The 12,530-nt window shown below is 60.4% G+C and carries 17 protein-coding genes; 7 read left to right on the top strand and 10 right to left on the bottom strand.

Features of this window, described 5'->3' with window-relative positions; genetic code table 11:
• Positions 1-152 precede the first annotated feature (152 nt).
• Both CHC01_RS26655 and bfr read left to right on the top strand, forming a co-directional pair.
• Complete coding sequence (locus CHC01_RS26655; protein WP_068732239.1) at positions 153-440, top strand: (2Fe-2S)-binding protein; 288 nt, start codon at positions 153-155, stop codon at positions 438-440.
• Between the two features lie 151 nt (positions 441-591).
• Complete coding sequence (bfr, locus tag CHC01_RS26650; RefSeq protein ID WP_068732242.1) at positions 592-1,077, top strand: bacterioferritin; 486 nt, start codon at positions 592-594, stop codon at positions 1,075-1,077.
• Between the two features lie 20 nt (positions 1,078-1,097).
• Here bfr and CHC01_RS26645 read toward each other — a convergent pair whose 3' ends face one another.
• From CHC01_RS26645 to CHC01_RS26625, 4 genes are all read right to left on the bottom strand, one after another.
• Positions 1,098-1,688, bottom strand: a complete 591-nt coding sequence (locus tag CHC01_RS26645; protein ID WP_244558532.1) for a hypothetical protein — start codon at positions 1,686-1,688, stop codon at positions 1,098-1,100.
• 117 nt (positions 1,689-1,805) lie between these two features.
• Positions 1,806-2,411 (bottom strand): MSMEG_1061 family FMN-dependent PPOX-type flavoprotein, encoded by a 606-nt coding sequence (locus CHC01_RS26640; RefSeq protein WP_068732246.1) that lies wholly within the window; start codon positions 2,409-2,411, stop codon positions 1,806-1,808.
• Positions 2,412-2,804: 393 nt separating this feature from the next.
• Entirely contained in the window at positions 2,805-3,050 is a 246-nt protein-coding gene (locus tag CHC01_RS26630; RefSeq protein WP_068732250.1) for a DUF2188 domain-containing protein, read from the bottom strand.
• A gap of 148 nt (positions 3,051-3,198) precedes the next feature.
• Positions 3,199-3,552: a hypothetical protein gene (locus tag CHC01_RS26625; protein WP_089267381.1), complete on the bottom strand. Its 354-nt coding sequence runs from the start codon at positions 3,550-3,552 to the stop codon at positions 3,199-3,201.
• 255 nt (positions 3,553-3,807) lie between these two features.
• Between CHC01_RS26625 and CHC01_RS26620 the strand changes: the two genes are divergently transcribed.
• Entirely contained in the window at positions 3,808-4,872 is a 1,065-nt protein-coding gene (locus CHC01_RS26620) for an alpha/beta fold hydrolase (protein ID WP_089267380.1), read from the top strand.
• Between the two features lie 79 nt (positions 4,873-4,951).
• Here the strand turns inward: CHC01_RS26620 and CHC01_RS26615 are convergent, their stop codons facing one another.
• Complete coding sequence (locus tag CHC01_RS26615) at positions 4,952-5,548, bottom strand: collagen-like domain-containing protein (protein WP_089267379.1); 597 nt, start codon at positions 5,546-5,548, stop codon at positions 4,952-4,954.
• 199 nt (positions 5,549-5,747) lie between these two features.
• Between CHC01_RS26615 and CHC01_RS26610 the strand changes: the two genes are divergently transcribed.
• Positions 5,748-6,251 (top strand): DUF2380 domain-containing protein, encoded by a 504-nt coding sequence (locus CHC01_RS26610; protein ID WP_089267378.1) that lies wholly within the window; start codon positions 5,748-5,750, stop codon positions 6,249-6,251.
• A 70-nt stretch (positions 6,252-6,321) separates the two neighbouring features.
• Here CHC01_RS26610 and CHC01_RS26605 read toward each other — a convergent pair whose 3' ends face one another.
• Entirely contained in the window at positions 6,322-6,708 is a 387-nt protein-coding gene (locus CHC01_RS26605; protein ID WP_089267377.1) for a RidA family protein, read from the bottom strand.
• Positions 6,709-6,927: 219 nt separating this feature from the next.
• Between CHC01_RS26605 and CHC01_RS26600 the strand changes: the two genes are divergently transcribed.
• Positions 6,928-7,197 carry a hypothetical protein gene (locus CHC01_RS26600; protein WP_141137172.1) on the top strand — a complete coding sequence of 90 codons (270 nt, stop codon included), beginning with the start codon at positions 6,928-6,930 and terminating at the stop codon, positions 7,195-7,197.
• Between the two features lie 9 nt (positions 7,198-7,206).
• Here the strand turns inward: CHC01_RS26600 and CHC01_RS26595 are convergent, their stop codons facing one another.
• Entirely contained in the window at positions 7,207-7,428 is a 222-nt protein-coding gene (locus CHC01_RS26595; RefSeq protein WP_089267375.1) for a helix-turn-helix domain-containing protein, read from the bottom strand.
• Positions 7,429-7,903: 475 nt separating this feature from the next.
• Between CHC01_RS26595 and CHC01_RS26590 the strand changes: the two genes are divergently transcribed.
• Together CHC01_RS26590 and CHC01_RS26585 are read left to right on the top strand one after the other, a co-directional pair.
• Positions 7,904-8,563: a hypothetical protein gene (locus CHC01_RS26590; protein WP_089267374.1), complete on the top strand. Its 660-nt coding sequence runs from the start codon at positions 7,904-7,906 to the stop codon at positions 8,561-8,563.
• A gap of 18 nt (positions 8,564-8,581) precedes the next feature.
• On the top strand, positions 8,582-9,049 hold the full coding sequence (locus tag CHC01_RS26585) for a hypothetical protein (RefSeq protein WP_089267373.1): 468 nt from the start codon (positions 8,582-8,584) through the stop codon (positions 9,047-9,049).
• Between the two features lie 134 nt (positions 9,050-9,183).
• Here CHC01_RS26585 and thiC read toward each other — a convergent pair whose 3' ends face one another.
• From thiC to CHC01_RS26570, 3 genes are read right to left on the bottom strand one after another with little or no spacing between them, the layout of a single operon-like run.
• A complete protein-coding gene (gene thiC / locus CHC01_RS26580; RefSeq protein ID WP_089267372.1) occupies positions 9,184-11,112 on the bottom strand; it encodes a phosphomethylpyrimidine synthase ThiC in 1,929 nt (642 codons plus the stop codon).
• A 31-nt stretch (positions 11,113-11,143) separates the two neighbouring features.
• Entirely contained in the window at positions 11,144-11,752 is a 609-nt protein-coding gene (locus CHC01_RS26575; RefSeq protein WP_089267371.1) for a thiamine phosphate synthase, read from the bottom strand.
• Positions 11,739-12,521 carry a thiazole synthase gene (locus tag CHC01_RS26570; RefSeq protein WP_089267370.1) on the bottom strand — a complete coding sequence of 261 codons (783 nt, stop codon included), beginning with the start codon at positions 12,519-12,521 and terminating at the stop codon, positions 11,739-11,741. The genes CHC01_RS26575 and CHC01_RS26570 overlap by 14 nt, the downstream gene beginning before the upstream one ends.
• Between the last annotated feature and the right edge of the window lie 9 nt (positions 12,522-12,530).

Below are 12,530 nucleotides of genomic sequence, written 5' to 3'. Positions count from 1 at the left end.
TTGCGATGTTCAGACGAATTTTAGATTCGTTCCAATTTCTCTCATGCGATCAGTAGTTTGGAATAGCTTCAAAGTCGGCGTTTTCCTTTTGCATCGGGGCGGCCTCTTACATATCCAAGAGGGGTCCTGACCTGCGAGTTCGCCTTCATCTCATGATCGTTTGTTCCTGCAACGTCTTTTCCGACCATGATGTCCGTAGTGCCGTTGCCGGAGCGCGTCCGCCGCGTACGCCGGGGCAGGTCTATGGATGCCTCGGTTGCAGCGCCCAGTGCGGACGGTGTGTACGGACAATCAAGAAGATCATGGACGAAGCGCTGGGCGCTTGTGCCAAGTCCTGCTGTGCCGGCTGCCCGCATACAGCGGCCCACGGGCAGTCTCACACCGAGACTCATGCGCATATCGAACTGGCAGATATTGCCTCGATCGAAGCGGCAGCCTAAGCACTTATAAATTCAACAGCTTTCCAGCTTTTCCACGCTCCTTGCCGAATTGAGCAAAGAAGGGTTGTCCTGTCGGTGAATCTGATTTAGAAACATTCTAAATTCAGACGAGGGCCCTGTTTCGGACGGGTTCAGCAGACAGGAGAACATCATGAAGGGCGATCCGAAGGTCATCGAATTCCTCAACAAGGGCCTGCGCAGCGAGCTCACCGCGATCAGCCAGTATTGGCTGCACTTCCGGCTCCTGAATCACTGGGGCTTGGTCGACATGGCCAAGATGTGGCGCAAGGAATCCATCGAAGAGATGAATCACGCAGATCGTTTTACCGATCGCATTCTCTTCCTGGACGGCTTCCCGAACATGCAGGTTCTCGATCCGTTGCGCATCGGCCAGACGGTCAAGGAAATCATCGAATGCGATCTCGCTGCCGAAATCGGTGCCCGCACGCTGTATGAAGAAGCCGCCACCTATTGCCACGGCGTCAAGGATTACGTCTCGCGTGATCTGTTCGAGAAGCTGATGAAGGACGAGGAAGGTCACATCGACTTCCTCGAAACGCAGCTCGATCTGATCGAGCGGATCGGCATCGATCTCTACACCCAGAAGCACATGGGTGGCCTTGAGAGCGAGTTCTAAGCCTGGATCTTTGCGGCGTCTCAATAGACGCCGGACAATGTCGTCCGCCCCTGTTCCGGCAGGGGCGGTTTCGGCATATCGCATTTCGCGAATGCCGCGCGGATCGCCGCAGTCGATCCATCCAGCGGATATTCTACGGCCGTTCGGCCCCCGTTGATCGACCTGATCCGGACGTACAACGTCTTCGCACCGGCAAGCTCGCTGACGAATGTCGCGATCTCTGCCCTGTCTTCGATGACGATGATCTGGTTTCCCCGCACCACCCGCGAGCCGACGTCGTCGTGACCAGGTTTTCCATCGAAGCGATAGCCGAGCACCGTGTTGCGGTTGCTGCCGATCTTGAAATCGAAGGCGAAGCGGATCAGCGGCGCGCCATCGATGCATGTCAGCAGCAATGACGAGACGCGCGGGAAGTCCACATTGCTGTTAGAGGCTTCGGCGAAGACATAGGCGCTGGGCAATTCAGCGCCGGTGATGCGGTCGATCTGGTGCGGGATCAACCATTCGCCAGCATATGTTTCGTCCCGCTCCGTTACGAATGGATCACGCACGCAGCCGCCTAGGATGAGGCCCGCGACCGTCATCAACTGGATCAACGCAACGCCACGCACAACGCTCTCCCCAAGCGTCGTGATTATACAACCTTAAGTGATAATTTCAAATAGAGGTTGTGCGTGGATGGCCGCGGCTGCCGGAGCTCCTTTTTGGATCCGGACGAGGGCGACGAGCTACAACTGCTGGCGATAGGCGACGTCGATCTGTTCCTGAGTCATCGGTTCACCGAGTTTCGTCTGGTCGTGAACCATTTCGGAGATGCTCGGCATCACCGAGCGCTTCACCTGCACCTCCGGCGACCACAGCTTCGAGCGCATCAGGGCCTTGCCGCAATGGAAATAGGCTTCGGTCACGGTGATGCTCAATACCGCGCGCGGGAGCTTGCCGAACTCTTCCATCGACGCCATCAGTTCCGGGTCTTTAATCAGCCTGGCTACGCCACTGACACGCAAGGTGTCGTCGATGCCCGGAACGAAGAAGATCAGCTGCACATGGCCGCTGCCAGCCATCAGATTCTGGAACGTATCGATGCGATTATTGCCGGGACGATCCGGCATCTGCAGCTCGGTTGGCGAGGCAATCCGAACGAAGCCAACGCCGCCACCGCGCGGTGAGGCGTCGACGGTGCCGTCGGGACCCGACGAAGCAAGCACGCAGAACGGCGACAGCGAGATGAACTTGCTGGAGTGCATATCGAGCGTCGGTCGCGCCTTGGCGATCACGCGCGGATGCGGCGTTGGATAAATGGTGCGGAGTTCGTCTGCTGCGACGTCGGTCACGTCTGCTCCCCCGATATGATTTGATAACGCAAAACTAGCATAGTGGCGCCTTGCGGAAAAGTCGCGCAGACAGCACCGCAACCGACGCCGGAGTCACCATGTGACTCCCTAACGAATGTTGCTTGCCGATTTGGCCCGTTCGCTATGAGCCTGTGGCGTCTTTGTGTGGCCCGGGCCAATTGATGACGCCGGCCCACCAACGCAACCGTATGCGTGTCACGAGTGCAAGCGATGCCGCGATTTCAATGACGCCGCTGGCGATGATGAGTTCGCGCGCGAAAGGCACCCAGGCGGGCGTGACGAGCAACAACTTCTCCGGCATGGCGAGATACGGCAATGGCCGGCGCCATTGGACGCGTTGACGTCAGTTGGATCATTCACCTGTCTTCGCGATCAGGCCTTGTCGATGATGTGGGTGTTGGGACGATCACTGCCCGAGGCAGTTTCCTCGTGCCACTGCCCTTTTTCGTCCTCATAGGCAATCACCTCGGTGCGACCCGGCACCCTCTGCTCGGCCGCGGCGCGCTTGGCGGCTGCGGTGGCGAGTGCGTGCGTCGCATACGGCTCGGAGAAGACGGCGCCAACCTTATAGGCCCAACCGCCATCATGCTCGACGATCACATAGGTCACTTCCGTCATATCAGTCTCTCTTTATCCTGTAGTGCCCGCGGCGAGGTGACGGCGGGGCCAGAGTGACCTAACGCGCCGCGCGCAGAATTAGCCTCAAATTGGGCCCGATTGCCTGTGGATTGCAAGGCCGCACCCTGGCACCGTTTCGTGATCGTCATCATGCGGCGTCAGCCGGAACGAAACAGCTAATGATGATCTCGCCGCGATGGCGCACATACCAGACGACGGCTTCGCCGACGGGATTGCCGCGATCGCGGATCACGGCACGCGTCGGCACCTCCGTCCATATGCCTTCGATCGGCACCCAATAGGCGCCTTTGCGGACGTCATATTCGGTGCGATGGCCGTCGGAGATATCGCAACACGGCACGCCATTAGGGCTGATGACGCTTTTGAACCAGTTCCGGATATCGTCGGGCACATCGCTGAACTGGCCGCGATCGATGGCGTGTGCTGACGCGGTCATCACGGTGAACACTGCAAGCAGCACCACTTGAATCAATCCCCGCATGCGAACCTCACATCGGTGTTGTATCACGCGCGGACTCCGGGTGCCGCACGGGACGACTCGGATTCTTGCGATGATTAAGCCTGAGCTATGGCGGCGACGCCTGCCCAAAGATTATACCCGGCGCGACGAGCTGGGGATCGCTGCGCTGCAGTATCGATCTGTTGGTCTGCTGGCCCACGGTACCATGCTAGCATCTGTGTCAAGCGGCCCGATCAAATGGCTGCACCGGGGAGGATGACCATGCCCAGCCGTTCTATGCGCGCGTTGTGCGCTGCTGCTGTCGTGACATGTGCTTCGCTTGCTGCGGTGACCGCGTTCGCCGCTGATTATCCGGCGCCGAAACAGGGCGACTGGATCGCGAAGGATTTCAAGTTTCATACCGGCCATGTGATGCCGGAGTTGAAGCTGCATTACACCACGGTGGGTGAGCCGAGCGGCCAGCCGGTGCTGGTGCTGCATGGCACCGGCGGTTCGGCGCAGAGCATGTTGACGCCTGCTTTTGCGGGCGAATTATTCGGCGCGGGCCAGCCGCTCGATGCCACAAAATACTACATCATCATTCCCGATGCGCTCGGCCACGGCAAATCGTCGAAACCCTCTGACGGGATGAAGACCGCATTTCCGAAGTACAATTACGACGATATGGTCGATGCCCAACATCGGCTGCTGATCGAAGGGCTCGGCATCAAGCATGTGCGGATGGTAATCGGAAATTCCATGGGCGGCATGCATGCGTGGATCTGGGGCACGAAATATCCTGATATGATGGATACCTTGGTGCCGATGGCGTCGCAGCCTACGGAAATGAGCGCACGAAACTGGATGATGCGGCGCATGATGATCGAGACCGTGCGTGCCGATCCGGATTACAAGGGCGGCAACTACACATCGCAGCCTGGCATGATCAAATTTGCTAGCGTGATGTATGGCATCGCAACAGCCGGCGGCACGCTGGCCTATCAGATGCTGGCGCCGACCGGCGAGGCCGCCGACAAGAATGTCGATGACCGGCTCAAGGCGCCGTTTGTCGCCGATGCAAATGATTTCATCTATCAGTGGGAATCGTCGCGCGACTACAATCCATCAGCAGGTCTGGAGAAGATCACATCCGTCGTGCTCGCGATCAACGCTGCCGATGACGAGCGCAATCCGCCGGAGACCGGGTTGATGGATGCCGCGCTGAAGCGGATCAAACATGCGAAGATGCTGCTGATCCCGGCGAGCACCGAGACCCGTGGTCATCTCACGACAGGCGGTGCGAAATTCTATAAGCAACAGCTTCAGGAGCTGCTGCAGACCGCACCGCAGCGGACCATGTAAAAAGTAAAGGCGACGGGCCGGCATTGCGGCGCGTCGCCTGATCTGTTGTCACGCGTCCGTATCGAACGACGCAGCAGTGCTAGTCGTCCTTGTTCTTCTTGCGCTTCTTCTTTTTCTTGCCGTCGTCGGTTTCGTCAGACTCATCCGCGATGGCGGCTTCGGCCTCGATCATCGCGGCGACGCGTTCGACGGCTTCCTGCTGCTCGCGCAGCAAGGCCTCTTCGCGCTCCTGCGCTTCGCGCAGGCGCATCTGGCGGTGGTCTTCCCAGGCGTCGAACACCATGTGCAGCCACGGCATGATCTGCTCGAGGCTCGGCAGCGCGCCGGGAGGACCCTGCTCGCCGCGCGGCCCGGCTTCACCCTGCACACCGGGTTTGCCCTGAAGGCCCTGTTCACCCCGTGGTCCCTGCGGCCCGGCCTTGCCCTGTGGTCCGATCGGACCGGGCTTGCCGTTGACGCCAGCCTTACCATTGACGCCAGCCTTACCCTGGGGGCCTGCTTCGCCGCGCTTGCCCTGCGGCCCCGGCTTGCCATTGGCGCCGGCTTTGCCGGCCAGGCCCGGCTTGCCCTGCGCGCCGTCCGGCCCCGGCCGTCCGGGATGGCCCTGCGGTCCGGGAAGCCCCGGTTCGCCGCGGGGGCCGCGTAATCCGGTCTGGCTGATCGTTTCTTTTGCCACGCCTCACACTCCGTATTGATTCTGTCCGGCCGCTTTTAACAGGGGATGGATGACGGCTTCAATTCGCCGCTGCTGCCATGCCACCACAGACATTGCCGGTTGCGCTTCACCACATGCGGACTAGCATCGGCTGTCGCTTGACCTGCCGGCACCCGCGCCAGGTTGGCGTGGCGGCGAACAAAAGATCAGGGAGGAGAACATGCGGAGAGGGCAGGTTCTGTGGTTGCTGTGCGGCGCTGTGGCGCTGCTGGGAGCACCTGCGCCGGCCGCGGCTGCCGGACAGCTCGCCGTCGCGGTGGCCGATTTCGACTATAGCGACACTTCGGGCGAGGAGGCCGACCAATCCGCGCAGCATCGCGACCGCATGACCATCTTCGCTGCACTGCTGCGCGACGGGCTGGCGCAGCGCGACTACCGCGTGGTGCGCCCGGCCTGTCCGCAGCCCGCCTGCACTGCCATCAGCATGGCGCCCGACGATCTCGTCGCGGCGGCGCGCCGCGACGGCGCGCGTTATCTGGTCTATGGCGGCATCCGCAAGATGAGTACGCTGGTGCAATGGGGCGAGGTACAGTTGTTCGATGTCGAGCGCGAGCAGCTGGTGATGCGTCGCGCCGTCACCTTCCGCGGCGATACGGACACAGCGTTCCGCCGCGCCGCCGATTTCGTGAGCGAGACGGTGAAGGATGCGATGGCCGGCCGGTGAGCGTCGTCAGAACGTGCAGTATCGCGTTCAATGCGCCGCTGGACGTGTCGCGTAGCCTGCGGGTTATCGATCACGCATCCAGTAGCGAAGCCACACATTCGATCTCGATTAGCATCGCCGGATTGGGCAGCGCCTGAACCACGCAAGTGGTGCGCGCCGGATAGGGCGGTGGTCCGAAGGCTTCGGCATACAGAGTATTCATCGCAGCCACGTCGGACGCGCGCGTCAGCAGCACATTGACCTTGACGAGGTGCGAGATGTCGGTGCCTGCATCCTTCAGCACTCGTTTGATCGTGCGCACCACAAATCCGAACTGCGCCTCGAAGTGTTCCGGCAATTGGCCATTGGCGTCGAAGCCGGGGATGCCGGAGACGAACAGGAGATCGCCGACCCGCGCCGCATAAGACAGCGGCGGCGCCTTGATTCCGGGAGGGGGCGGGAAGTGCTGGATGGGCATGATCAGGCCTCGCGCTCATGTGTGACGGGCCAGCGTAGCAGGTCTAGGCAAGGTGCGCCCGCGAATTGCCGGGCCCTGTCGAACCCGAATGGGATCCGCGGCGACTTACGCTCTCATCAGGGCAACGGGCGACGACATATGAAATCATATCTGGCGCTGCTGACCTTGTTGGCCCTCACGAGCGCAACGCATGCCGGCGAGATACGCCTAGGGGCGTCCATGCAAGTGAAACCGGATTCGATCTGGTTCGGGGATCGCGCGAAGCTGGCGCGATGGCAGGCACTGAAGAAAGCCGGCGATTCAAAAGCTCTGGCGTCGTATCAGGAGGGCCTGCTGCAGGCGCGTGAGGCATGGCAGTTCACTAGGCCGCTCACTGTCAGAATTCGCGGCTTTGAGCCGAAGGCGCATCTGGTCGATGTCGAGATGCAGACCGAAGGCCGGCTGCAGGGCTCCACATGGGTGCTGGATACCGACGCGCTCCAGCAATAGCGCCATCAGCTAGCCGTGCGCCGGCACGTCGGCCCCATCCGCTGAATACTGTTTGATCTTGTTACGCATGGTGCGAACGGAGACGCCGAGCACGCGGGCGGCATGGGTGCGATTGCCGTCGCAGCGCGCCAGCGTCTGCAGCATCAGTTCGCGTTCGACCTCATGGACAGTCGCGCCGATCAGCATCGTCACGACCTCGCTGGGATCTGACGAGGGCGCAAACATGTCCATTTCAGCCGGCGAATCGTCACGCGGGCGGCGAAGGGACTCGTAAAGGGATTCCTGGATCATGGGTATCTCCCGATCAACGCCTGCTTCGTTGCGCGAAGCAACAACATCGAGAACGAACAGCCCCCAGCCGTCGCGTTGCGGCAGGTTGGGCGCGATTGGTTAATGAAAGGTTAATCCATGGGTACCATTGGGTGTACCGCCGGGATTTTGCAACAAAGAAAGTCGCTTTGTCGGCCCTTGGCGCCTTGGAACCCGGCATGTCGATAAGCGCACAGGGCGCGCTAGATATTGGCACCGCGGTTATAGGCTTCGATCAGCTGGTTATAGGCGCGCGGCCGAGCAGGGGAGCCCTCGACCGTCCAGGCGATCGATAGGCCCCCGGGGCGTTCACCTAGGTAACACCCATTCTCATTAGATAAGACTTTACACCTAGGCTTAAAGTCTTTATTATGGCCTCGAATGAGAGGAGGATGCAATGAATGCTCTGTTAGATTTCAAGCGTGGCCTGTTCTTCATGGCGGACGAACTCAGCGATATCAAAAGGGAGCTGATTTTCAGGCGGTTGCTCCGCTTGACTATCAAAGCTGGCTACAAGGATGATCAGGATCGGGATGAGCTTGGTAGGTGGACTAGCGAGGGAGGCGTCACGGTCGAGACTTCTGATGGATTCCTTACGGGAATTCCAAGTATCGATGAAACCTCGCAGGCTCTAAGCGATACGCTGGTTAGCGTTATGGAGACGTTGGAGCATCTGCCAACGATGAGCGCATCTCAGTACGGAATCGCTGTTCATGCCGCGTTCGGTGCGGCGGTGAGCCTACAAGATTTTCCCGGTGTTGGAGATATCGAACGAAGCTTCAGTCTTGACGCCGTAGACCCGACTTATGGCATGGCCGGAACGATCAGGACCGATTTGACCCTTCGCGATATTCAGGGCGACGTCATTGCGATCTACGATGTAAAAACCGGCAATGCGAGGATGTCTTCCGCCAGGGCAGATGAGCTTCGCGAAATGACGCGGTCATCGCCCAATACGCCTGTGTTTGAGCTGAATGTCGTTCGAGGGATTTCTCGAAAGTCGCGTGGTGCAATGTCCCGGTGTGCGATCCGCATCGTGTCGTTTTGCTCTAACTAAGCTTGGAGGAATAACAGAATGTCGATGGAAATATATGTTCTTTCCGAACGCCGCCTCGTTTCGATCCAGGAATGGCAAAGGTCAATCGATGCCACAGGAGTTTCAATGAAGCTGTCGACCGGGACGCCATTCGCTAAATTGCGAGGGGCGCTGCCTGTTTTATTAGATCGCAAACCTTCACACTTCGAATGCGATCACTGGGATGTGAAAGATTTCGTCCGTACTTATCCTGACGTTCAGTCTGGCCATCGAAGTAAATATGCTCTCGCGATACGTTGGGGGGCAGATGCCGATGCCGCATCCTCCGCTTATAGCGCCGCGGCTGGTTATGCCCGAGCAACTGGTGGTTTTATATTCGATTGCCAAGAAGGGGCCGTGATTTCGTTGGAACGCGCCATCGAAATTGCCGATGAATTGAAACACAGTGGGCCTGCAATAGAGGCTGCTGTGCGCACAGTTATGCAACGGTTCAGACGAGGTAAATGACCACCAATTTACCCGCTGGGGAATTTCACGGGCAGTGTTTGTGAAAATTCATCTCTCCGACAACAGAAAAGCCGGGCAATCGCCCGGCCTTTGGTGTTTGTTGTTCGGTCACTAACTCGGGGGAAGGAGGCGTCTTACAACGCCTTATTACTTTTCTTCACCGCCTCCGCCTGCACATAGACCTGCTGGCCCATGTCCTTGAACTTCCGGCTCATGCTGGCCATGCCGTCCTCGATCACGCCACTCATCGACATGCCCATCGACGCCGTGCCGCCGAGGTTCAGTGCCGCCTTCTCGTTGTCGCCGAGGGTTGCCGCGTAGTCGCGCACGTCCTGCGTGATCTTCATCGAGCAGAACTTCGGTCCACACATCGAGCAGAAATGCGCGACCTTGTGGGCGTCCTTCGGCAGCGTCTCGTCGTGATAGGCGACGGCGGTTTCCGGGTCCAAGCCGAGATTGAACTGATCCTGCCAGCGGAAATCAAAACGGGCGCGTGACAGCGCGTCGTCGCGCATCTGCGCGGCGGGATGGCCTTTGGCAAGATCCGAGGCATGCGCTGAGATCTTGTAGGTGATCACGCCGACCTTGACGTCGTCGCGGTTGGGCAGGCCGAGATGCTCCTTCGGCGTCACGTAGCACAGCATCGAACAGCCGAACCAGCCGATCATGGCGGCGCCGATGCCCGAGGTGATGTGGTCGTAGCCCGGCGCGATGTCGGTGGTCAGTGGCCCCAGGGTGTAGAACGGCGCTTCGCCGCATTCCTTGAGCTGCTTGTCCATGTTGATCTTGATCTTGTGCAGCGGCACATGGCCGGGGCCTTCGATCATCACCTGGCAGCCCTTCGCCCATGCCACCTTGGTGAGTTCGCCGAGGGTTTCCAGTTCGGCGAATTGTGCGCGGTCATTGGCGTCGGCGATCGAGCCGGGGCGCAACCCGTCGCCGAGCGAGAACGACACGTCATACTTGCGCATGATGTCGCAGATTTCCTCGAAGTGGGTGTAGAGGAAGCTCTCCTGGTGATGCGCCAGGCACCACTTGGCCATGATCGAGCCGCCGCGCGAGACGATGCCGGTGACGCGGTTGGCGGTGAGATGGATGTAGGCCAGCCGGACGCCGGCATGAATGGTGAAGTAGTCGACGCCCTGTTCGCACTGCTCAATCAGGGTGTCCTTGTAAAGCTCCCAGGTCAGCTTGACCGGATCGCCGTCGCACTTCTCCAGTGCCTGATAGATCGGCACGGTGCCGATCGGGATCGGCGCATTGCGCAGGATCCATTCACGGGTGGTGTGGATGTTGCGGCCCGTCGAGAGGTCCATCACGGTGTCGGCACCCCAGCGGATCGCCCACACCATCTTGTCGACTTCTTCCTCGACCGACGACGTCACGGCGGAGTTGCCGATATTGGCGTTAATCTTGGTGAGGAAGTTGCGGCCGATGATCATCGGCTCGAGTTCGGCGTGGTTGATGTTGCAGGGGATGATGGCGCGGCCGCGGGCGATCTCCGAGCGCACGAATTCCGGCGTGACGAACAGCGGCACTTCGGCGCCGAAGCTCTCGCCGTCGGCGCGCGCGGCCTCGGCGCGCTCGAGCTGGACCTTGCGGCCGAGGTTTTCGCGCTCGGCGACGTAGATCATTTCCTTGGTGATGATGCCGGCGCGGGCGAACTCATATTGCGTGATCATGTGATCGCCGGTGCCGCGCAGCGGCTTGTGATAGGCCTTGAACGACTTCGCAGCATGCGCTGCGCCGACATTGCCGTTGTCTTCCGGCTTGATCTTGCGGCCCTGATATTCCTCGACGCCGCCGCGCTCCTTGACCCAATCGAGACGCGCGCGAGACAACCCGTTATTGACGTCGATCAGCACGTCCGGATCGGTATAGGGACCCGACGTGTCATAGACCGGCAGGTTCGGCTCGCCGGCGCCTTCCGAGAGAATGATCTCGCGCAGCGGCACGCGCAGGTCCGGCGCGCTCTCCGGGATCGCGTAGATCTTGCGCGACGAGGGCAGGTTGCCGGTGGTGACGGCGGGCAGGGTGGTGTCGGGATTGGAGCGGATGTTCATGGACTAATCCTCCGTTGTCGTTCTTGAAATGTCAGGCGGCTTTGGCGGATGCGCCAAGCCATTGATGGACGCGAGCGTCCGGGTCTGCGTGTTGGGTGACGTCGCTGACGACGGCGATGGAATCCGCGCCAGCGGCAAAGATCTCTGCGGCTTGTTCGAACTTGATGCCGCCGATCGCCACTAGCGGCAGCGTGCCGATGCGCTTCTTCCAGACAGAGATTTTCGGAATGCCCTGCGGCGCGAAGCGCATGGATTTCAGCGTGGTGAAGAAGATCGGCCCGAGCGCGACGTAATCCGGCTTCGCGCTTAATGCGGTTTCAAGTTCGTCCTCGTCATGGGTTGAGAGGCCCAGCGTGATGCCGGCCTTGCGGATCGCGGCAACATCGGCCTCGGCCAGATCTTCCTGGCCGAGATGCAGATGCTGCGCCTTGAGGTCGATGGCGACGCGCCAGTAGTCGTTGACCACCAGCTTGGTCTTGGTACCGTTGGTCACGGTCAGCGCCTCGCGAAACAGCGTCGTCGCCGCTGTGTCGTCGAGATCCTTGGCGCGAAGCTGCACGGTGCCGACGCCCAGCTGCGTGAGGCGTTTCACCCAGGCTACGGTGTCGACGACGGGATAGAAACGGTCAGGATACGGCATGCCAGAACGGTGTCCCGATGACTGGAGTGGAAGGAGAAGCGAAGTCGCGCGCGCCCATCAGGCCCGCCTCGAAGCCGGTGCGGCCGGCCTCGACGGCGAGGCGGAAGGCATTGGCCATGGCGACGGGATCGGCCGCCTTGGCGACGGCGGTGTTGAGCAGCACGGCGTCATAGCCGAGTTCGAGCGCTTCGGCGGCATGCGACGGCGCGCCGAGGCCGGCATCAACCACCAGCGTGATATCGGGCAGGCGGTCGCGCATCAGTTTCAGCGCGTCGGCATTAATGATGCCGCGTGCCGAGCCGATCGGCGCGGCCCATGGCATCACCACCTTGCAGCCGGCATCCACCAGACGCATCGCGACGCTCAAGTCCTCGGTGCAATAGGGGAACACCTCGAAGCCGTCCTTGATCAGGATATCGGCGGCTTCGACAAGGCCGACCACATCGGGCTGCAGCGTGTCATTGTCGGCGATCACTTCGAGCTTGATCCAGGACGTGCCGAACAATTCGCGCGCCAGCTTTGCGGTGGTCACCGCCTCGCGCACGCTGCGGCAGCCCGCAGTGTTGGGCAGCACGGTGACGTCGAGTTCTCTAATCAGCGACCAGAACGCGTCGCCGGTCTTGCCGCCGGCGGATTCACGCCGCAGCGACACGGTGACGATGCCGGCGCCGGAGGCGCGGATCGCGTCCTGCATGATCGCGGGTGACGGATAGAGCGCCGATCCGATCAGCAGGCGTGACTTAAACTCTTTGCCGTAGAAATTCACCATGAACTCGCT

This window comes from Tardiphaga sp. OK246 (assembly GCF_900188215.1).
Classification (GTDB): domain Bacteria; phylum Pseudomonadota; class Alphaproteobacteria; order Rhizobiales; family Xanthobacteraceae; genus Tardiphaga; species Tardiphaga robiniae.
The sequence above is the reverse complement of the archived record's forward strand: the minus strand, read 5'-3'. Positions and strand labels throughout refer to the sequence as shown.